We start from the raw sequence: 19,907 nt of genomic DNA, 5'->3' as shown, positions 1-19,907 counted from the left end.
TCGTTTAACTGATGGGGCTGAGAGTGACCCAATAGCGGGTAACAAACTGAATTTTAACGGGGAGTGTTTTGGCTATCGCATTCAGCACTGCATCAGTATTTTCTAATGGAAAAGTTCCTGTCAGACGTAATCCGGCGATGGCAGGATCGCAGCGCAGAATGCCGGGGCGATAGCGAGAGAGGGTGGTAATAACGTCTTCCAGTGGTTTGTCGCTGAAGCTGAGCACGCCTTGCGTCCAACTCGCTGATTCGTTATTAAGCGGCTGTACATGACCAAATTGTGATGCGCTGAAAACCAGCATTTCACCCTGCTGGATCACCCGTATTTGGTGGGGCTCGCTGGCAAGACGCACTTCAACCGCATGCTGATGGACGCTAAGGTGCGTTTCATCGCTCAGTTGGGTAACAGTAAATTCTGTACCCAGTGCGGTGAGTTGCCCCTGACGCGTCTGTACACGGAAGGGGCGCTGTAGATCATCTTTCCCGGTGGTAATTGCAATTTCACCGTACCACAGGCGTACCAGGCGTTGCTGATCGTCAAATTTTACGTTTACTGCGCTGTCGGTATTCAGTGAAAGTAGAGTGCCATCTTGCAGTTTTTGTCGCTGGATTTGCCCTTTCGCGGTCCGGTAATCCGCGCGTAACCCTTCCCCTGTTTCTGAGTGCCAGAGCGACCAGCCGCTTCCTGCACAGGCGAGGATCAGCAAGCCTTTCAGTACATGGCGACGAGTCAGGCGGGTATCATTCAACGTCCGACTGGCAAGGTTTCCTGGTACGCTGTTCATCTGGCAACGCAGATTTTCAACCTGCTGCCATGCCCACTGGTGATCTCTGTCCTGTTCATACCATTGTTGCCAGCGGGCTTCCTGCTGAGGGCTGACACGTTCACCGGTCAGTACAGCGTACCAGTGAGAGGCTGAACGTAATGCCTGGCGACGGGAATCGGTAAGTGTTGTTTTCACAGGTCGTGCTCCAGACGGAACAGCAGGCAGTGCTCAGTGGCTTTAGCGACGTACTTTTTCACCGAGCTTACCGATACGCTCAGTCGCTGCGCGATATCGCTATAAGTAAGACCATCGAGTTGAGAAAGCAGGAAGGCATATCTGGCTTTGGTGCTCAGTCCGTCCAGCATCTGGTCAACAAGTTGTAACGTTTCAAGATGAGACTGCTTTTCTTCTGCAGAAGGTGCCAGCGCTTCGGGTAACTGTGCGAGCATCTCCAGATACGCTCTTTCCAGTGCATTACGGCGGAACAGGTCGATCATTACCCGCTTAGCGATGGTGCATAAAAATGATTTTGGATCGCGAATGGCGGCGAGTGACTCACCATTGATAACACGTAGAAAAGTATCCTGAGCGACATCATCGGCATCGAATGCTGATTGTAATTTTCGCGTCAGCCAGTGGGTTAACCAACCGTGATGCGCACGGTACAACGATTCAAACGAGAGAGGGGCGCACTGAGCAGGATTAGACATGGCCGATAGTTTCAACAGTTAATCATCACGGCGGCATGTTAATATGAGAATGGTTATCATTTCAATGTTGGCGGAGGAATTTGTACAAGAGAGAGAATAATTGACTGATTTTGTGGGTAATAAAAAGCCTCCATGCAGGAGGCTCATTGGGGTCAGGTCAGTACCATCGGCCAGTCAGGCGGTGTATGGCTCATTACTTCCACCATTACAGATTCGATGTTCTTCCAGATAGCAGAGACATCCACCAGAGTGATACCAAGTAATCCGGTCGCAAACCAGCAGGCAAAAACAACCCCTAAACCGCTGCTGATGACAGCCAGGCCAATATAATCTGATTTACGAAACCGAATATTGAGCATACTGGCTAAAAACATGAGCACCGCGCTGAGCAGTTGCCACCGCAGAAGAACCACGCCAGTTGTTATTGTTGCCATGAAAAATGTCCTCAGAAAATCTGATGCCCAGGACAGCGCGGGGGGATTCACAGGGGGTGTGGCTCTCTGGCTATCGACGGGCATTTACATGAATGAAACGTTGTTTCTGTTACATGATTTTTGTGAACTATATCACATATGCTCGTTTGTTCACCAGTGTTGAACGCTATTTTTGTCGGCTTATAGCCATGCTAAAGTTGTGGTTATATTGAGAGCGAACAGATAATAAAGTATTCACAATATAAGATGCATTCATACTGCCTGTTATCTTTATCCTAAATTAATCTTTAAATTTTTTAATGTGTTTTTTTTATGCAGCCAGTATTACGCCCATAAAACATTACGACTTCTGGATAATGTTGTTCCTGAATAAGCTAAACTCTAAGTTTGGCTTACGGAAAAATAATATCATCATCAACTAATATCAGACTTTTACATAGAGAAGTCTGTTGCTAATACTGATAGATTCATGCAACTTAGCTAGCTGGTGTTTATAGCATCCTGCCTTGATGGGTACTGGCATATACGATACAGGGAAATAGGGCTGACATGACTCACAGTGCGCGACGCAAGACGCTGAGGCTCCTCGGAACGTTCATGGTGGTAATGCTCCCCGTGGTACTGGCGTTATGGTTTGCTCACTTGAGGGCAATGTCCGAAACCCGCAATCAACTCCGCTCTTTTGCTCAACTGGTGTTAAATAAAACGGAACTGGTGATCCAGCAGGCTGATTTAGCTCGCGATATGGCCCAACTGTATCAAGGGAAGATGTGTACCCCTGAACATCAGAAAAGCATGCTGAATATTATTCGCGGTCGCTTATATATCAGTGAGCTAATTTATGCGCAGGCTGATCGTTTTTTGTGCTCTACATCGTTAGTACCCCCTGCCTCGTATATTATGCCGACCGCTGACTATAAGCGTACACCGGACATCTCCATCTATTACTATCGCGATACGCCTTTTTTTTCCGGCTACAGAATGACGTATATGCAAAGGGGAAACTACGTTGTCGTTATCAATCCATTATCTTACAGCGAGGTAATGTCAGACGATCCAGGTCTGGCCTGGGGAGTATATGATACGGTTACGGATTCCTTCTTCTCTGCAAGTGAAGGGGTAAACGTTGCGCAATTATTGCCGTTGGTGCGCGGCGCAGCCTCTACGTTCCAGCAAGGTAATCGCTTCTATACCATCGTTCGTTCTGAAAAGCGGCCAATTGCGATTATTGTGTCGACGACAGGCGATCGCGTAATTCAAAATTTCTATCATGAAGCTGCGTTAACACTTCCCTTCGGGGCAATTAGCAGCATTCTGATACTGTTAATGTGGTGGCGTACGCGTCAGCAATACTACTCTCCCCGCCGCCTGTTAAAACGCGCGATCAAAAAACGTCAGCTTTGTCTTCATTACCAGCCAATCATTGATATCAAAAATGGTAAATGCGTCGGGGCCGAAGCTTTGCTGCGCTGGCCTGGCGGAAAAGGTGAAGTAATGAGTCCGACAGAATTTATTCCGCTGGCAGAAAAAGAGGGAATGATAGAGAAGATCACGGATTACGTGGTGGAAGAAGTGTTCAACGATCTGGGCTATTTTTTATCGGCGCACCCTCAGCTTTATATCTCAATAAACCTTTCCGCTTCTGATTTTCATTCATCCCGACTGATTGCCTTAATTGCCGATAAAACACGCGAGTATTCGGTGCAAGCGCAGCAGATTAAAGTTGAGGTGACTGAACGCGGATTTATTGATGTGCATAAAATGACCCCGGTCATCCAGGCATTTCGTCAGGCGGGTTATGAAGTCGCGTTTGATGATTTTGGTACGGGGTATTCCAACCTGCATAACCTGTCTTCATTGAATGTTGATATTCTGAAGATCGATAAATCTTTTATCAGTACGCTAGCCACCAATAGCACCAGCCACCTGATTGCGGAACATATCATCGAGATGGCGCAAAGTTTACATCTGAAAACTATTGCAGAAGGTGTGGAAACGTCGGAGCAGATCAAGTGGCTGCTGGAGCGCGGCGTACAGTACTGTCAGGGATGGTACTTCGCGAAGGCGTTGCCGCCACAGGAATTCATGCACTGGCTCCAGCGATCGCCCGCCATACTGTCGCAAAGCGGGCAATAATCTTACAGGCGATGACGGTAGTCGCTGGGAGTACGATCAAACTCGCGGCGGAACACGCGTGAGAACGTTTGTTGCGATACATAACCCAGATCCATCGCGATATCAAAAATAGGCCGCTCGGTGTTACGCAACTCGACAGCGGCCAGCAGAAGTCGACGCTGACGGATATAGTCGCCCAGCGTCTGACGCATCACCGTGCGGAACATCCGCTGTAAATACCACTTCGAATAGCCTGATTTTTTCGCGACCACCTCAATATTCAGCGGTTGGTCGATATGTTCATCAATCCATTCAATAAGGGTCTGAATAATTTGCTGATGGGACATATAGTTGCCTCTTGCTCAGTGTTCGATTCGTCGTTTTGTCTGTGGGCGAGTATAATTCCTCAAGTTAACTTGAGGTAAAGCGATTTATGGAAAAGAAATTACCCCGCATAAAAGCTCTGCTAACGCCTGGCGAAGTCGCAAAACGTAGCGGTGTGGCGGTATCAACTTTGCATTTCTATGAAAGCAAAGGCTTAATCAGTAGCATGCGCAATAGCGGCAATCAGCGTCGATATAAACGTGATGTGCTGCGCTATGTCGCGATTATCAAGATTGCTCAGCGCATAGGTATTCCGCTGGCGACGATTGGCGACGCGTTCGGTGTCTTGCCAGAAGGGCACTCGCTTAGTGCGAAAGAGTGGAAGCAACTCTCGTCGCAATGGCGTGAGGAACTGGATCGACGCATTCATACCCTGGTGGCGTTACGAGATGAGCTGGACGGCTGCATTGGTTGTGGTTGTTTGTCGCGCAGCGATTGTCCGTTGCGTAACCCAGGCGATCAGCTTGGTGAGCAGGGGACAGGGGCGCGATTGCTGGAAGATGATTGATGTGAAATATTCGATGGGCATATCCCCTAAACAACATGAAGTATGACGGGGATAAAACTAAAGCGCCACAGAGGGCGCTTTAGTTTGGTTCCGGTCTTTGTCTTTCACTCTATCCCGCTGGTTCACGGGAGGGTTTCCCCCGACATCAACACCCCTCAGTCGAGCACATTAGGGGAGGTTCCGGCTTGTGTTGATAAGTTAATTGTAAGCCAGCTCAGGGTATTTGCCAGTGTATTGACGGTTTTTTCGCCTAAAAATTTCCCACAACTCCACCAATTTTTCTGCGTAACTTTGCGTCCAAAACAAAACGATTGTTGCGACAACTCAGCGAAATTTGTTGCCAGATTGCGCATTGACGATAACGTTTGCGCATCGACTGTCTATTTCTTGTACGTTATAAGAAGAAATGAGTAAAAACTGGCAAAGTTCAGTTGAAAACCGTCGTATGATCGCTGGATAATCGTTTGCTTTTTTTTACCACCCGTCTTTTTATGCGCGGAGCTAAACGTTTGCTTTTTTGCGACACCCCTATTGACGCAAACCTGGCACATGGAGAAAACGTTTAGCAGGCAGTGGATTGTCCATCACGCATAGGGACGAAAAAATAAACTCTCAGGGGATGTTTTCTATGTCTACGCCTTCAGCGCGTACCGGCGGTTCACTCGACGCCTGGTTTAAAATTTCACACCGTGGCAGTACCGTCCGTCAGGAAGTCGTTGCCGGATTAACGACGTTCCTGGCGATGGTCTACTCTGTTATCGTGGTTCCAGGAATGCTGGGTAAAGCCGGGTTCCCGCCTGCTGCTGTATTTGTGGCAACCTGTCTGGTGGCAGGGGTTGGTTCGATTGTGATGGGCCTGTGGGCAAACCTACCGCTGGCTATTGGTTGCGCCATTTCGTTAACGGCATTTACTGCATTCAGCCTGGTTCTGGGACAGCATATCAGCGTGCCTGTCGCGCTGGGTGCGGTGTTCCTGATGGGGGTCCTGTTTACCATCATTTCTGCAACCGGTATTCGTAGCTGGATCCTGCGCAACCTGCCACAAGGTGTTGCGCACGGCACCGGTATTGGTATCGGCCTGTTCCTGCTGCTGATTGCGGCAAACGGTGTTGGTCTGGTCATTAAGAATCCGCTGGATGGTCTGCCGGTTGCCCTGGGTGACTTCGATACCTTCCCGGTCATTATGTCGCTGATTGGTCTGGCGGTGATTATTGGCCTTGAAAAACTGAAAGTACCAGGCGGCATTTTACTGACCATTATTGGTATTTCCGTGGTCGGCCTGATTTTCGACCCCACCGTACACTTTTCCGGTATTTTCGCTATGCCTTCTCTGAGCGATGCTGAAGGTAATTCGCTGATTGGTAGCCTGGATATTATGGGCGCACTGAACCCTGTCGTCCTGCCGAGCGTGCTGGCGCTGGTGATGACTGCAGTCTTCGATGCGACGGGTACTATCCGTGCCGTGGCCGGGCAGGCGAATCTGCTGGACAAAGACGGGCAGATTATTGATGGTGGCAAAGCGTTAACCACCGACTCCCTGAGCAGCGTGTTCTCCGGTTTGGTGGGCGCAGCACCGGCGGCGGTGTACATTGAATCCGCAGCAGGTACGGCGGCTGGCGGTAAAACTGGTCTGACGGCGATCACCGTCGGCGTTTTATTCCTGCTGATCCTGTTCCTCTCTCCGCTCTCTTATCTTGTTCCTGCTTATGCAACGGCTCCAGCACTGATGTACGTCGGTCTGTTGATGCTGAGCAATGTGGCGAAAATCGACTTCACTGACTTTGTTGATGCGATGGCGGGTCTGGTGACAGCCGTGTTCATCGTGCTGACCTGTAACATCGTTACCGGCATTATGATTGGCTTTGCCACGCTGGTTATTGGTCGTATCGTTTCTGGTGAATGGCGCAAGCTTAACATTGGGACCGTGGTGATTGCTGTAGCGCTGGTAGTCTTCTACGCAGGCGGTTGGGCTATCTGATCCTGATACGCTGATGATCCTGAAAACGGGTGGCTTTTGCCGCCCGTTTTTATTTTCAGAACACATCTCGTTGTCTTTTGCGTTACTCTGAAGTAGATAGAATTGAGGCACGACGCTTCTCGTCACATATCATAAGAAACATCGCAAACAGGGAACGCATGGAAATCTTCTTCACCATACTTATCATGACCCTTGTGGTCTCGTTGTCGGGGGTATTAACTCGCGTATTGCCCTTTCAGGTCCCTTTACCTCTCATGCAGATCGCCATTGGCGCCTCGCTGGCATGGCCGACGTTTGGTTTGCATGTGGAGTTCGACCCCGAACTGTTTCTGGTTCTGTTCATCCCTCCTTTGCTGTTTGCCGACGGCTGGAAAACGCCAACGCGTGAGTTTCTCGAGCACGGTCGGGAGATCTTCGGCCTGGCTCTGGCGCTCGTTCTGGTCACGGTTATCGGGATTGGTTTTATGATTTACTGGCTGGTGCCGGGGATTCCGCTGATCCCCGCTTTCGCACTGGCTGCCGTGTTGTCGCCAACCGATGCCGTCGCGCTTTCCGGCATTGTCGGTGAAGGGCGTATACCGAAGAAAATCATGGGTATCCTGCAGGGTGAAGCGTTAATGAACGACGCTTCTGGCCTGGTATCGCTGAAATTTGCCGTCGCCGTGGCGATGGGTACGATGGTGTTTACCGTCGGCGGTGCGACGGTTGAGTTCTTCAAGGTAGCGATTGGCGGTATCCTGGCCGGTTTTGTTGTCAGTTGGTTGTACGGCCGCTCCCTGCGTTTTCTCAGCCGCTGGGGCGGTGATGAGCCAGCAACGCAAATCGTCCTGCTGTTCCTGCTGCCGTTTGCTTCTTACCTGATTGCTGAACACATTGGCGTATCCGGGATCCTTGCCGCGGTCGCTGCCGGGATGACGATTACCCGTTCTGGCGTAATGCGGCGCGCGCCTCTGGCGATGCGTTTACGTGCTAACAGCACCTGGGCAATGCTGGAGTTCGTCTTTAACGGCATGGTATTCCTGCTGTTAGGGCTGCAGTTGCCAGGAATCCTGGAATCGTCGCTGGTGGCGGCAGAAGCCGATCCAAACGTCGAAACCTGGATGTTGTTTACTGATATCGTCCTGATTTATGTCGCGCTGATGCTGGTGCGTTTTGGCTGGCTGTGGACGATGAAAAAATTCAGCATGCGCTTCCTGAAGAAGAAACCGATGGAGTTTGGCTCCTGGACGACGCGTGAAATCCTGATCGCGTCCTTTGCCGGCGTGCGTGGTGCAATCACACTGGCTGGTGTGCTCTCTATTCCGTTACTGCTGCCGGATGGTAGCGGCTTCCCGGCGCGTTATGAATTAGTATTTCTTGCTGCTGGCGTCATTCTGTTCTCGCTGTTTGTTGGCGTGGTGATGCTGCCAATTCTGCTGCAACATCTCGAAGTGGCCGATCACTCTCAGCAACTGAAAGAAGAGCGCATTGCCCGTGCGGCGACGGCCGAAGTGGCGATTGTCGCCATCCAGAAAATGGAAGAGCGTTTGGCTGCGGATACCGAAGAGAATATTGATAATCAGTTGCTGACTGAGGTGAGCTCCCGCGTTATTGGTAATTTGCGTAGACGTGCCGATGGGCGAAACGATGTAGAAAGCTCCATGCAGGAAGAGAACCTGGAACGGCGCTTCCGTCTGGCGGCACTGCGTTCAGAGCGGGCGGAGCTGTACCATCTGCGTGCTACGCGTGAGATCAGCAATGAAACGTTGCAGAAGCTACTGCACGATCTGGATTTGCTGGAAGCGCTGTTAATCGAGAACCAATAAACGGTTGTGCCTGACGGCGCTACGCTTATCCGGCCTACGAATCGGCAATACCGATGTAGGCCGGATAAGGCGTTAAGCCGCATCCGGCGAAGGTTGTGCCTGGTGGCGCACAGCTTCCAGGACTGCAAAAAAATTATTCATCGTGTAATTTGCGAGCGGCTTTCCTGAACGAATCCATCCTTCTTGTCGATTCCCTCTTTTCTCCGTACGGTTGAGGAAAGGGGGAAACATGTCCAACTATCGACGAAATTACATCCATGGAGGCACCTGGTTTTTTACGGTGAACTTGCAGGACCGTCGAAGCTATCTTCTGACAGCCAACATTCACGCGCTTCGGTGTGCAATCGCTACGGTTAAAAAGGCTAGGCCATTTCAGATCAATGCGTGGGTCGTATTACCAGAGCATATGCATTGCATATGGACGTTACCTGGCAATGATGCGGATTTTTCCTCCCGCTGGCGGGAAATTAAGAAGCATTTCACTCGCTCATTGTCTGCACGACATATCTGGCAATCTCGCTTTTGGGAGCACACCATCCGCGATGAGCACGATTATCGCCAGCATGTTGATTATATTTACATTAACCCGGTGAAGCACGGTTGGGTAAAGCAGGTACAGGCATGGCCTTTTTCAACATTCCATCGTGATGTGAGGAATGGTTTGTACCCACAAAATTGGGCTGGTGAAATAATGGATTTTAATGCGGGCGAACGTGCCTGATGGCGCTACGCTTATCAGGCCTACAAACCGGCAATACCGATGTAGGCCGGATAAGGCGTTAAGCCGCATCCGGCAATTTATGACTCCTGCGTTAACCAAAACCCTTCGCAACATTTCAGCCACGCCTGGGCGCTGTGCGACAGATACACGCCTTCACGCCAAATCATGCCCAACTGCCAGCGTAAATTACTTTCCAGCGGGATCCAGCGCAGCGTCTGCTTATCCAGCCGCTGGCAGATCGGCTCTGGCAAAATAGCGATCCCGACCCCGGCTTGCACCATCGCCGCCAGAAAGTCCCACTGCCCGCTACGCACCGCGATTCGCGGCTTAACGTTGTGCTGATTAAACAGTTCAAGTAGCTGACGGCTGAGAGCAAAATCTTCGTTGTAAATCAGTAACGGATGCTCAGCCAGTGCTTCGGGTGAAATGGAATCGCAGGTTGTCCACTGGCCGGATCGTGGCACAAGTACGCAGAGTGGGTGGCTGAAAAGCGGTAAGGTTGCCAGTCCGCTCTCTTCTTCGACCGGTAGCGCTGTCATTGCCACGTCCAGATCGCCATTCATCACTGCCTGCTGGACGGTTAAGCCGCCAAATTCAGATACCTTCAGTTCCACGCCGGGATAGCGCTGGCGAAACAGGCTGATTGGCCCCGCCATAAGCATGCCGACCATCGGGGGAATCCCGAGTCGCAGGATCCCTTTATTGAGATGGTTAATGTCGCTGAGTTCTGCTTCGAGTTGCCGAAATTCGGCCAGGATCGCCAGACCACGCTCAAACACCACCTGTCCGGTGTCGGTCAACAACAGCCGACGTCCGTCACGAATTAACAGCGTGCAATTAAGCTCGTCTTCAAGGTTCTTCAACATTTTGCTGATGGTGGGTTGGGTGACAAAGAGCTTCTCCGCTGCGCGGGTGAAACTCTGCTGACGTACTACCTCAACAAAATATCGTAGCGTTCTGATATCCATGATTATTCCTTAAGACTATGCCTGCAATGAGTTTAATTCATTTCAGTCCTGGGGGGAGGCTCTCTATACTGGCGCTCTCTATTTTTTAAGGACATTCCCTCATGGCTGTGGCGATAAGCCGCGTGACGCCTGCCGTTATTCACCGACTACAGATACCCGTTCAGGTACTGTTGTACGCAGGTTTATTTGTTTTTGCCCAATATCTTGTCTCCTGGCTACACCTGCCGCTTCCTGCCAATCTGGTAGGGATGATTTTGATGTTGGCGTTGATTGTCTGCCGGGTTATCCCACTTAACTGGATACGTGCAGGCGCCCGCTGGTTACTGGCTGAAATGCTGCTGTTTTTTGTTCCGGCTGTTGTGGCTGTCGTGAACTATACGCAACTGTTGCTGGTCGATGGTTGGCGCATTTTTGCTGTTATTGCGATCAGTACGCTGATGGTACTTGGTGCAACCGCATGGGTAGTAGATAAAGTGTATCGCTATGAAATGAGCAGGTTAAACCGTGAGTAACTTCCAGTTAAGCGTGCTTTGCCTGGTGATAACGCTGGGTATCTATTTTGCCAACAAGCGTCTGTATCGCCGCTTTCGTAAATTACCGCTGATGCCGCTGGTTCTTACTCCGGCCCTGTTGGTACTGATGCTGGTTTTTGGCCACATTTCCTGGCAAAACTATATTGGTGAATCTCACTGGCTGCTGTGGCTGTTAGGCCCGGCGACCATCGCTTTTGCCGTTCCGGTTTACGATAATCTCGCGGTGATTAAGCGCCACTGGATGTCTCTGACAGCAGGTGTTGTCACAGCAACGCTGGTGGCTGTGACCAGTTCCGTCTGGCTGGCACGTTTGTTCATGTTACCCGATGAGATCCAACGCAGTCTGGCAGTACGCTCTGTCACCACACCGTTTGCGCTGGCGGCGGCGGAGCCGTTAGGCGGTCAACCGGATCTGGTGGCGTTGTTCGTAGTAGTTACTGGCGTGTTCGGTATGGCGGTCGGCGATGTGCTGTTTCTGCGGCTCTCTATTCGCGAAGGTATGGCGAAAGGGGCGGGATTTGGTGCGGCGTCCCACGGTGCGGGTACGGCGCGCTCTTATGAACTTGGTCAGCAGGAGGGAGTTGTCGCCAGTCTGGTGATGATGCTCTCCGGTGTGGTGATGGTTCTGGTCGCACCGTTGGTGGCTACATTGATGTTTTGAGAGAAAATGAACTCCTCCGACCCGCAGGCCGGAGGAGGAGAGAGACTATTAGTTAGTGCGCGCGACCCTGCTCTACACCGTACCCGGTCTGGGAACGGATGAACTGAGCACGGAACTGCTCCCGCTCACGGTTACCTTCTGCTGAGTTATCCGTAGCGGAGAAGAACCAAATCCCGAGGAACGCAACGCTGATAGAGAACAGCGCCGGGTATTCATACGGGAAAATAGCTTTTTCGTGGCCGAGAATTTGCACCCAAATAGTCGGGCCAAGAATCATCAGCACTACTGCCGTCAACAGACCTAACCAGCCACCCAACATAGCGCCTCGCGTGGTCAGTTTTGACCAGTACATAGAAAGCAGAATGATTGGGAAGTTACAGCTGGCAGCGATAGCGAAGGCCAGACCCACCATGAAGGCGATGTTCTGATTTTCAAACAATACGCCGAGCACGATAGCGATCACGCCCAGTACCAGCACAGTAATTTTTGAAACACGCAGTTCGTCACGCTCGGTTGCGCCTTTGCGGAACACGTTAGCATACAGGTCGTGAGAAACTGCTGATGCGCCTGCCAGCGTCAGACCGGCAACCACCGCCAGAATTGTGGCAAATGCCACGGCTGAGATAAAGCCGAGGAACAGGTTGCCGCCTACCGCATTCGCCAGGTGCACCGCCGCCATGTTATTACCGCCAATCAGCGCGCCAGCCGCGTCTTTGTACACCGGATTAGCACCGACCAGCATGATGGCGCCAAAGCCGATGATAAAGGTCAGAATGTAGAAATAACCCATAAAACCGGTGGCATAGAACACGCTCTTACGCGCTTCGCGGGCATCGCTGACCGTGAAGAAGCGCATCAGAATATGTGGCAATCCTGCAGTACCGAACATTAACCCGAGTCCCAACGACAACGCGGAGATCGGATCTTTTACCAGCCCGCCAGGACTCATAATGGCCGACCCTTTCGGGTGTACCGCCATGGCTTCGGTGAACAGGTTGTTGAAGCTGAAGCCGACGTGTTTCATCACCATGAATGCCATAAAGCTGGCGCCGAACAACAGCAGTACGGCTTTGATGATTTGCACCCACGTAGTTGCCAGCATGCCGCCGAACAACACGTACATCATCATCAGTACGCCAACCAGCACCACGGCAATGTGATAGTTCAGACCGAACAGCAACTGGATAAGTTTACCGGCGCCTACCATCTGGGCAATCAGGTACAGCGCCACCACCACCAGTGAACCGCAGGCAGACAGAATACGAATTGGCCCTTGTTTCAGGCGATAAGAGGCGACGTCAGCAAAGGTGTAACGACCAAGGTTACGCAGACGTTCAGCAATCAGGAACAGAATGATTGGCCAGCCGACCAGGAAGCCCAGCGAGTAAATCAGACCGTCATAGCCAGAGGTAAAGACCAGCGCGGAAATCCCGAGAAACGAGGCTGCTGACATATAGTCGCCAGCAATCGCCAGCCCGTTCTGGAAGCCGGTGATATTGCCGCCAGCGGTGTAATAGTCGTTACGCGACCGTACGCGTTTAGAGGCCCAGTAGGTAATACCGAGCGTAAAGACGACGAAGATCAGGAACATAACAATCGCCTGCCAGTTGGTTGGCTGGCGTTGGACTGCACCGCTAATAGCATCCGCCGCATTTGCGGCGAAGGGCAGCGTGGCGGCAAGCGCCGTCAGGACTCTCTTCATGATGCTTTAACCTCGTGCAGAACCGCATTGTTAAGACGATCGAATTCACCGTTTGCCCGCCAGATATAGATCCCGGTCAGAATGAAGGAGATAAGGATCACGCCCACCCCAATCGGAATACCCCGGGTAACGCTGGTTCCCGCATGCAGCGGCGTTCCCAGCCAGCCAGGCGCAAAGGCAATCAGTAAAATAAAGCTGATATAAACCACCAGCATGATGATGGACAGAACAGCGGCAAACCGTTGCCTTTTTTCAACTAATTCCCTGAAACGCGCACTGTCTTCTATCCGCTGATAAATATTGTCATTCATCACAGAGCTCTCCAGAGGTCCCCCTGCGTCTTTCGCGTTACAGACTCGTTGGCCGCACTCACCCACCCCAGTCACATAGTGAACTCTGTTCTTGGGGATGTGCTCGTTTGTCGCCTTCCTGTAACGCGAAATCCTTTGGGGGAGGTTTTTATATTTCCCTCCCGGTGAAGAGAGGGTAGGGTCAGATTTGTAGGCCGGATAAGACGCTTTGGCGTCGCCATCCGGCATTTTCAGGACTTTGTTAGGATGGCATCGCGATAGCCTGCTTCTCTTCGAGCAGTTTCTCTACCACACCTGGATCGGCGAGGGTCGAGGTATCGCCCAGATTGCTGGTATCGCCCGCCGCAATTTTGCGCAGAATACGGCGCATGATTTTGCCGGAGCGGGTTTTCGGTAGTGAGTCAGTCCAGTGCAGCACATCTGGCGTTGCCAGCGGGCCAATTTCTTTACGCACCCAGTTGCGAACTTCAGCGTACAACTCAGGTGACGGCTCTTCGCCGTGGTTGAGTGTGACGTAAGCGTAGATCGCCTGGCCTTTGATGTTATGTGGAATACCGACTACCGCGGCTTCGGCGATTTTCGGATGCGACACCAGCGCCGACTCGATTTCCGCCGTACCCAGACGGTGACCGGAGACGTTCAGCACGTCATCAACGCGTCCGGTGATCCAGTAATACCCATCTTCGTCACGACGCGCGCCGTCGCCGCTGAAGTACATATTCTTGAAGGTGGAGAAGTAGGTCTGCTCGAAGCGCTCGTGATCGCCAAACAGGGTTCTCGCCTGACCCGGCCAGGAGTCGGTAATAACCAGATTGCCTTCGGTAGCGCCTTCCAGCGGATTACCCTCGTTATCAACGATGGCGGGTTGCACACCAAAGAACGGGCGCGTCGCGGATCCGGCTTTCAGCTCGGTTGCACCCGGCAGTGGGGTGATCATGAAGCCACCGGTTTCGGTCTGCCACCAGGTATCGACGACCGGGCATTTTTCGTTACCAATCTTCTTCCAGTACCACTCCCACGCTTCCGGGTTGATAGGCTCGCCCACCGATCCCAGAATACGCAGCGATGAACGGTCAGTACCTTCAATCGCTTTATCACCTTCTGCCATCAGGGCGCGAATTGCGGTTGGTGCGGTATAGAGAATATTCACCTGGTGCTTGTCCACAACCTGCGACATACGCGCAGGCGTTGGCCAGTTTGGTACGCCTTCAAACATCAGCGTCGTTGCACCGCAGGCCAGCGGGCCGTACAGCAGATAGCTGTGTCCGGTAACCCAGCCCACATCAGCGGTACACCAGTAGATATCCCCCTGATGATAATCAAAGACATACTTAAAGGTCGTCGCCGCGTAAACCAGATAACCGCCAGTGGTGTGTAGCACGCCTTTCGGTTTACCGGTGGAGCCGGAGGTATACAGGATAAACAGCGGATCTTCCGCGTTCACTTCTGCCGGCTGATGCTCAGGACTCGCTTTTTCAATAAGATCGGACCACCACAGGTCACGACCTTCCTGCCAGTCTGTCTTCCCACCGGTACGTTTGAGGACCACTACATGTTCAACGGTTTTCACGTTCGGGTTTTTTAGCGCATCATCCACATTCTTTTTCAGTGGGATGCCGCGTCCGGCGCGCACACCTTCATCAGCGGTGATCACCAGGCGTGAATTTGAGTCAATGATACGTCCGGCAACGGCTTCCGGTGAGAAACCGCCGAAGATAACCGAATGCACAGCGCCAATGCGGGCGCAGGCCAGCATGGCAACCGCAGCTTCCGGAACCATTGGCATATAAATAGCCACGACGTCGCCTTTTTTAATCCCCAAATCCAGAAGGGTATTGGCAAAACGGCAGACATCGCGATGCAGTTCGCGATAAGTAATATGTTTGCTTTGGGTGGCATCATCGCCTTCCCAAATAATGGCGGTGCGATCGCCATTTTCCAGCAGATGACGGTCAAGGCAGTTCGCCGCCAGATTCAGCGTGCCGTCTTCGTACCATCTTATGGATACGTTGCCAGGTGCAAAAGAGGTGTTCTTAACCTTGCTGTACGGTTTGATCCAATCAAGAATTTTTCCCTGCTCGCCCCAAAATGTGTCGGGATCGGTAATGGACTGCTGGTATTTCGCTTCGTACTGCTCCGGGTTTATCAGGCAACGGTCCGCAATATTTGCGGGAATAGCGTGTTTGTGTATTTGGCTCATGGCTTTTGTTCTCCTTGTAGGATGTTAATAATATGTCGCACAAACGTTAAATGTAGGGGCTTTGGCGTTTTTGTTTAGTATTTGCGCGGCAGATCACGCAATAAAGGAATTGTGCAAATTAGCGGCAAACTGATTTTTGAAGGGAACTAGCTAAAATTGATTAAATCTCGTAATAACATGCAGTTATCAATAAATTGTTGAAAAGGTGATCCGTATCGAAAATAGACAAAAGAGTGAGGCTCAGAAGGGGGTGAATAACTCTAAAGTGGTATTTTACATACACTTACAATTGATTAAAAACAACATTTCTTGTGGGGTTTCTTGTTACAAATAGGGTGGAGCAATGTCATGACAGTATTCGTGTGGTTGCTGTTATGGAAAACAATAAAAGAACCGCCATTGAAAGTAATGGCGTCATCTGGATGAGACCCCTATGGCAAGGACAAAATCACGCGTACGCCGTTTCTTCAGCCTGATATTACCGTTTTTATTTATATCTGTTGTTAACGCTGAACAAACTCCTGTACCCGCAAAGACCGTCACCGTTGAAGCGAAGAATGAAACCTTCGCCCCTCAGCATCCCGATCAATATCTCTCCTGGAAAGCCACGTCGGAGCAGTCAGCTCGTGAAGATGCGCTGGCAGAAGATCCTCGACTGGTGATCCTGTGGGCGGGATATCCTTTCTCCCGCGATTACAACAAACCGCGTGGGCACGCGTACGCGGTTACCGATGTGCGTGAAACCTTACGTACCGGCGCGCCAAAAACGGCAGAAGATGGTCCGCTGCCGATGGCCTGCTGGAGCTGTAAAAGCCCGGATGTGGCACGTCTGATCCAGAAAGACGGGGAAGACGGTTACTTTCACGGCAAATGGGCGCGTGGCGGCCCTGAAATTGTTAACAACTTAGGCTGCGGCGATTGCCATAACACCGCATCGCCAGATTTCGCCAAAGGGAAGCCTGAATTGACGCTGTCTCGCCCTTACGCGGAACGCGCCATGGAAACGATTGGCAAACCGTTTGATAAAGCCGGTCGCTTTGACCAGCAGTCAATGGTTTGCGGTCAGTGCCATGTGGAGTACTACTTTGACGGTAAAAACAAAGCCGTTAAGTTCCCGTGGGATGAGGGCATGAAAGTTGAGAACATGGAGAAATACTACGACGCCATCGCGTTCTCCGACTGGACCAACTCTCTGTCTAAAACGCCAATGCTGAAAGCGCAGCACCCGGAATATGAAACCTGGAGCGTGGGCATTCATGGCAAGAACAATGTGACCTGTATTGACTGTCACATGCCGAAAGTACAGAACGCCGAAGGCAAGATCTATACCGACCATAAGATTGGTAACCCGTTCGATAACTTCCCTCAGACCTGCGCTAACTGCCACACCCAAGATAAAGCCTCACTGCAAAAAGTGGTTGCTGAGCGTAAACAAGCGATTCATGACCTGAAAATCAAAGTTGAGGATCAACTGGTTCATGCGCACTTTGAAGCAAAAGCTGCATGGGATGCGGGCGCGACGGAAGCTGAAATGAAGCCGATTCTGGAAGATATTCGCCATGCACAATGGCGCTGGGATCTGTCGATTGCCTCACACGGTATTCACATGCACGCGCCGGAAGAAGGTCTGCGTATGTTGGGTAGCGCGATGGATAAAGCCGCTGATGCACGCACCAAACTGGTACGTCTGCTGGCGACCAAAGGCATCACTCATGAAATCCCTCTGCCGGATATCTCCACCAAGGAGAAAGCCCAGCAGGCGATTGGTCTGAATATGCAGCAAATCAATGCTGAGAAGCAGGACTTCATCAAAACGGTGATTCCGCAATGGGAAGACCAGGCACGTAAAAACGGTCTGTTAAGCCAATAACCCCATTCCGCCTCGCAAGGGGCGGATAACTCAACGGAGTGAATATGAGCGTATTACGTTCGTTATTAACTGCTGGGGTGCTGGCGTCAGGCCTGTTCTGGAGCCTGTGCGGGATAACCGCCACGCCAACGCCACAGGAATCGGAGCAACGCTGGACGGTAACCCAACAGCGTAACCCGGATGCCGCCTGTCTGGATTGTCATAAGCCAGACACTGAAGGCATGCATGGTAAACATGCACAAGTCATCAACCCGAATAATAAACTGCCGGTTACCTGCACCAACTGTCACGGCCAGCCATCCCCGAATCACCGTGAAGGGGTGAAGGATGTGATGCGCTTTAATGAGCCGATGTACAACGTGGAGCAACAGAACAGCGTCTGTATGTCCTGTCACCTACCTGAGCAGTTGCAAAAAGCGTTCTGGCCGCATGATGTCCACGTGACTAAAGTGGCCTGTGCCAGCTGTCACTCATTGCATCCGAAGCAAGACACGATGCAGACGCTAAGCGATAAAGGACGGATTAAGATTTGCGTCGATTGCCACAGCGATCAGCGTAACAATCCAAACTTTAACCCGGCGTCTATTCCCTTGCTTAAGGAGCATCCATGAGTTGCTCTCGTCGCCAGTTTATCACCGGCGTCAGCGCGCTGGTGGCTGTGAGCGGGACGGCGGGACGCGTTGTGGCGAAGACGTTGAATATCAACGGCGTCCGTTACGGCATGATACATGATGAGTCATTATGCATCGGCTGCACTGCCTGTATGGATGCCTGTCGGGAAGTCAACAACGTGCCAGAAGGCGTCTCGCGTCTGACGATTATTCGTAGTGAGCCGCTGGGGACGTTTCCCGATGTGAAGTACCGCTTCTTCCGTCACTCTTGCCAGCACTGCGACCATGCTCCCTGTGTTGACGTCTGCCCGACGGGGGCGTCGTATCGCGATGCCGCCACCGGGATTGTGGATGTAAACCCGGATCTTTGCGTCGGCTGCCAGTATTGCATTGCCGCTTGTCCTTACCGTGTGCGATTTATCCACCCGGTCAATAAGACGGCGGATAAATGCGATTTCTGTCGGAAAACCAACCTGAAAGCGGGCAAACAGCCTGCCTGCGTTGAGTCGTGTCCGACGAAGGCGTTGACGTTCGGTAATCTGGACGATCCCAACAGCGACATCTCTCGTTTGTTGCACCAGAAAAACACCTACCGTTACAAGCTGGCGCTGGGCACAAAACCGAAGGTCTACCGCGTTCCCTTTAAATATGGGGAGGTGAGCCAATGACACCCGCTTCTGCTTTTCATTTTGAATCACTGGTGTGGGATTGGCCCATTGCCATCTATCTGTTTCTGATTGGCATATCCGCTGGACTGGTGACGTTGTCGGTATTGCTGCGATGGCTGCACCCGGAAGCGGGCGGTGCCGACAGTACGCTGCTGCGCACCACGCTGGTACTCGGGCCGGGAGCGATTATTCTTGGTCTGTTGATTCTGGTATTCCACCTGACGCGACCGTGGACCTTCTGGAAACTGATGTTCCACTACAGCTTCACTTCGGTGATGTCGATGGGGGTCATGCTGTTTCAGTTGTACATGGTGGTGCTGGTGTTGTGGCTGGCAAAAATCTTCGAAAAAGATGTTATTGCCCTGCAACAGCGCTTCATCCCGCGTCTGAGTATCGTGCAGAAACTGCTGGCGCTGATAACGCCGTTCCATCGTCTGCTGGAAACAGTAATGCTGGTGCTGGCGGTACTGCTCGGGGCATATACCGGGTTCCTGCTGTCGGCGCTGAAATCCTATCCGTTCCTGAATAACCCGATCCTGCCGGTCCTGTTCCTGTTCTCCGGGATCTCCTCCGGGGCGGCGGTTGCGTTAATTGCCATGGCATTACGCCATCGCAGCAACCCGCACAGTACTGAGGCGCACTTTGTTCACCGTATGGAAACCCCGGTTGTCTGGCTGGAGATCTTCCTGCTGGCAGCGTTCTTTGTGGGGCTGGCATTAGGCGATGACGGCAAAATGCGTGCACTGGCAGCAGCGCTGGGTGGTGGTTTCTGGACCTGGTGGTTCTGGCTTGGCGTTGCCGGGCTTGGGCTGATACTACCGATGCTGCTGAAACCCTGGGCTAATCGTAGCTCGACGTTTCACGGCGTTCTGGCGGTGTGTGGCGCCAGTCTGACAGGAGTGCTGTTACTGCGCTTTTTTATTCTGTACGCAGGCCAGCTTACAGTTGCATAAGGTAGGGTG

At 51.8% G+C, this 19,907-nt stretch carries 19 protein-coding genes; 11 read left to right on the top strand and 8 right to left on the bottom strand.

Annotated features, from left to right (window positions below):
- Nucleotides 1–4 precede the first annotated feature (4 nt).
- The 3 genes from fecR to OGY01_RS00355 all read right to left on the bottom strand — a co-directional run bounded on the left by fecR (nt 5) and on the right by OGY01_RS00355 (nt 1,910).
- Nucleotides 5–961, bottom strand: a complete 957-nt coding sequence (gene fecR, locus OGY01_RS00365) for a ferric citrate uptake sigma factor regulator FecR (protein WP_048222423.1) — start codon at nt 959–961, stop codon at nt 5–7.
- Entirely contained in the window at nt 958–1,476 is a 519-nt protein-coding gene (gene fecI / locus OGY01_RS00360) for a ferric citrate uptake sigma factor FecI (protein ID WP_045438588.1), read from the bottom strand. Before fecI ends, fecR begins: the two co-directional genes overlap by 4 nt.
- 152 nt (nt 1,477–1,628) lie before the next feature.
- Nucleotides 1,629–1,910, bottom strand: a complete 282-nt coding sequence (locus OGY01_RS00355; RefSeq protein ID WP_045438590.1) for a YjcB family protein — start codon at nt 1,908–1,910, stop codon at nt 1,629–1,631.
- Between the two features lie 549 nt (nt 1,911–2,459).
- Between OGY01_RS00355 and pdeC the strand changes: the two genes are divergently transcribed.
- The gene (pdeC, locus tag OGY01_RS00350) at nt 2,460–4,046 is read left to right on the top strand and encodes a cyclic di-3',5'-guanosine monophosphate phosphodiesterase PdeC (protein ID WP_048222417.1); all 1,587 of its coding nucleotides are present in this window, start codon (nt 2,460–2,462) and stop codon (nt 4,044–4,046) included.
- Nucleotides 4,047–4,048: 2 nt separating this feature from the next.
- Here pdeC and soxS read toward each other — a convergent pair whose 3' ends face one another.
- Entirely contained in the window at nt 4,049–4,372 is a 324-nt protein-coding gene (gene soxS, locus OGY01_RS00345) for a superoxide response transcriptional regulator SoxS (protein WP_045438598.1), read from the bottom strand.
- Nucleotides 4,373–4,458: 86 nt separating this feature from the next.
- On the opposite strand from soxS, the gene soxR reads away from it, so the two are divergent.
- The 4 genes from soxR (at nt 4,459) to OGY01_RS00325 (ending at nt 9,421) form a co-directional block, all read left to right on the top strand.
- A complete protein-coding gene (gene soxR / locus OGY01_RS00340) occupies nt 4,459–4,917 on the top strand; it encodes a redox-sensitive transcriptional activator SoxR (protein WP_045438603.1) in 459 nt (152 codons plus the stop codon).
- 628 nt (nt 4,918–5,545) lie between these two features.
- Nucleotides 5,546–6,895 (top strand): guanine/hypoxanthine transporter GhxP, encoded by a 1,350-nt coding sequence (ghxP, locus tag OGY01_RS00335; protein WP_045438606.1) that lies wholly within the window; start codon nt 5,546–5,548, stop codon nt 6,893–6,895.
- A gap of 158 nt (nt 6,896–7,053) precedes the next feature.
- Entirely contained in the window at nt 7,054–8,700 is a 1,647-nt protein-coding gene (locus OGY01_RS00330; RefSeq protein ID WP_045438610.1) for a Na+/H+ antiporter, read from the top strand.
- Nucleotides 8,701–8,929: 229 nt separating this feature from the next.
- Nucleotides 8,930–9,421: an REP-associated tyrosine transposase gene (locus tag OGY01_RS00325; RefSeq protein ID WP_225760368.1), complete on the top strand. Its 492-nt coding sequence runs from the start codon at nt 8,930–8,932 to the stop codon at nt 9,419–9,421.
- A gap of 77 nt (nt 9,422–9,498) precedes the next feature.
- On the opposite strand, the gene OGY01_RS00320 is transcribed toward OGY01_RS00325, so the two are convergent.
- Nucleotides 9,499–10,389, bottom strand: coding sequence for a LysR family transcriptional regulator (locus OGY01_RS00320; RefSeq protein ID WP_045438614.1), 891 nt, complete (start codon nt 10,387–10,389; stop codon nt 9,499–9,501).
- Between the two features lie 101 nt (nt 10,390–10,490).
- On the opposite strand from OGY01_RS00320, the gene OGY01_RS00315 reads away from it, so the two are divergent.
- Together OGY01_RS00315 and OGY01_RS00310 are read left to right on the top strand one after the other, a co-directional pair.
- Nucleotides 10,491–10,901, top strand: coding sequence for a CidA/LrgA family protein (locus OGY01_RS00315; protein WP_045438618.1), 411 nt, complete (start codon nt 10,491–10,493; stop codon nt 10,899–10,901).
- Complete coding sequence (locus OGY01_RS00310; protein WP_045438622.1) at nt 10,894–11,583, top strand: LrgB family protein; 690 nt, start codon at nt 10,894–10,896, stop codon at nt 11,581–11,583. The genes OGY01_RS00315 and OGY01_RS00310 overlap by 8 nt, the downstream gene beginning before the upstream one ends.
- 52 nt (nt 11,584–11,635) lie before the next feature.
- Here OGY01_RS00310 and actP read toward each other — a convergent pair whose 3' ends face one another.
- The 3 genes from actP to acs form a co-directional block, all read right to left on the bottom strand.
- A complete protein-coding gene (actP, locus tag OGY01_RS00305; protein WP_045438625.1) occupies nt 11,636–13,285 on the bottom strand; it encodes a cation/acetate symporter ActP in 1,650 nt (549 codons plus the stop codon).
- Nucleotides 13,282–13,596 carry a DUF485 domain-containing protein gene (locus tag OGY01_RS00300; protein WP_045438627.1) on the bottom strand — a complete coding sequence of 105 codons (315 nt, stop codon included), beginning with the start codon at nt 13,594–13,596 and terminating at the stop codon, nt 13,282–13,284. The genes actP and OGY01_RS00300 overlap by 4 nt, the downstream gene beginning before the upstream one ends.
- A gap of 241 nt (nt 13,597–13,837) precedes the next feature.
- Nucleotides 13,838–15,796: an acetate--CoA ligase gene (gene acs / locus OGY01_RS00295; RefSeq protein WP_200012913.1), complete on the bottom strand. Its 1,959-nt coding sequence runs from the start codon at nt 15,794–15,796 to the stop codon at nt 13,838–13,840.
- 433 nt (nt 15,797–16,229) lie between these two features.
- Between acs and nrfA the strand changes: the two genes are divergently transcribed.
- Genes nrfA through nrfD form a run of 4 tightly spaced genes read left to right on the top strand, consistent with a single transcriptional unit; the run spans nt 16,230 to nt 19,898 of the window.
- Nucleotides 16,230–17,666: an ammonia-forming nitrite reductase cytochrome c552 subunit gene (gene nrfA, locus OGY01_RS00290; protein ID WP_045438632.1), complete on the top strand. Its 1,437-nt coding sequence runs from the start codon at nt 16,230–16,232 to the stop codon at nt 17,664–17,666.
- 44 nt (nt 17,667–17,710) lie between these two features.
- Nucleotides 17,711–18,277 carry a cytochrome c nitrite reductase pentaheme subunit gene (nrfB, locus tag OGY01_RS00285; RefSeq protein ID WP_045438645.1) on the top strand — a complete coding sequence of 189 codons (567 nt, stop codon included), beginning with the start codon at nt 17,711–17,713 and terminating at the stop codon, nt 18,275–18,277.
- Complete coding sequence (gene nrfC / locus OGY01_RS00280) at nt 18,274–18,945, top strand: cytochrome c nitrite reductase Fe-S protein (RefSeq protein WP_045438650.1); 672 nt, start codon at nt 18,274–18,276, stop codon at nt 18,943–18,945. Before nrfB ends, nrfC begins: the two co-directional genes overlap by 4 nt.
- A complete protein-coding gene (gene nrfD, locus OGY01_RS00275) occupies nt 18,942–19,898 on the top strand; it encodes a cytochrome c nitrite reductase subunit NrfD (protein ID WP_286492206.1) in 957 nt (318 codons plus the stop codon). Before nrfC ends, nrfD begins: the two co-directional genes overlap by 4 nt.
- Nucleotides 19,899–19,907 lie beyond the last annotated feature (9 nt).

The sequence above is a fragment of the Citrobacter sp. Cm038 genome, assembly GCF_030333105.1.
Classification (GTDB): Bacteria; Pseudomonadota; Gammaproteobacteria; order Enterobacterales; family Enterobacteriaceae; genus Citrobacter; species Citrobacter murliniae.
This window is presented reverse-complemented; position numbering and strand designations above follow the sequence as displayed.

Excerpts from the sequence above, each read along its gene's own strand:
- fecI (WP_045438588.1), bottom strand. The coding sequence starts at position 1,476 with ATGTCTAATCCTGCTCAGTGCGCCCCTCTCTCGTTTGAATCGTTGTAC.
- OGY01_RS00355 (WP_045438590.1), bottom strand. The coding sequence starts at position 1,910 with ATGGCAACAATAACAACTGGCGTGGTTCTTCTGCGGTGGCAACTGCTC.
- pdeC (WP_048222417.1), top strand. The coding sequence starts at position 2,460 with ATGACTCACAGTGCGCGACGCAAGACGCTGAGGCTCCTCGGAACGTTC.
- soxS (WP_045438598.1), bottom strand. The coding sequence starts at position 4,372 with ATGTCCCATCAGCAAATTATTCAGACCCTTATTGAATGGATTGATGAA.
- soxR (WP_045438603.1), top strand. The coding sequence starts at position 4,459 with ATGGAAAAGAAATTACCCCGCATAAAAGCTCTGCTAACGCCTGGCGAA.
- ghxP (WP_045438606.1), top strand. The coding sequence starts at position 5,546 with ATGTCTACGCCTTCAGCGCGTACCGGCGGTTCACTCGACGCCTGGTTT.
- OGY01_RS00330 (WP_045438610.1), top strand. The coding sequence starts at position 7,054 with ATGGAAATCTTCTTCACCATACTTATCATGACCCTTGTGGTCTCGTTG.
- OGY01_RS00325 (WP_225760368.1), top strand. The coding sequence starts at position 8,930 with ATGTCCAACTATCGACGAAATTACATCCATGGAGGCACCTGGTTTTTT.
- OGY01_RS00320 (WP_045438614.1), bottom strand. The coding sequence starts at position 10,389 with ATGGATATCAGAACGCTACGATATTTTGTTGAGGTAGTACGTCAGCAG.
- OGY01_RS00315 (WP_045438618.1), top strand. The coding sequence starts at position 10,491 with ATGGCTGTGGCGATAAGCCGCGTGACGCCTGCCGTTATTCACCGACTA.
- actP (WP_045438625.1), bottom strand. The coding sequence starts at position 13,285 with ATGAAGAGAGTCCTGACGGCGCTTGCCGCCACGCTGCCCTTCGCCGCA.
- OGY01_RS00300 (WP_045438627.1), bottom strand. The coding sequence starts at position 13,596 with ATGAATGACAATATTTATCAGCGGATAGAAGACAGTGCGCGTTTCAGG.
- acs (WP_200012913.1), bottom strand. The coding sequence starts at position 15,796 with ATGAGCCAAATACACAAACACGCTATTCCCGCAAATATTGCGGACCGT.
- nrfA (WP_045438632.1), top strand. The coding sequence starts at position 16,230 with ATGGCAAGGACAAAATCACGCGTACGCCGTTTCTTCAGCCTGATATTA.
- nrfB (WP_045438645.1), top strand. The coding sequence starts at position 17,711 with ATGAGCGTATTACGTTCGTTATTAACTGCTGGGGTGCTGGCGTCAGGC.
- nrfC (WP_045438650.1), top strand. The coding sequence starts at position 18,274 with ATGAGTTGCTCTCGTCGCCAGTTTATCACCGGCGTCAGCGCGCTGGTG.
- nrfD (WP_286492206.1), top strand. The coding sequence starts at position 18,942 with ATGACACCCGCTTCTGCTTTTCATTTTGAATCACTGGTGTGGGATTGG.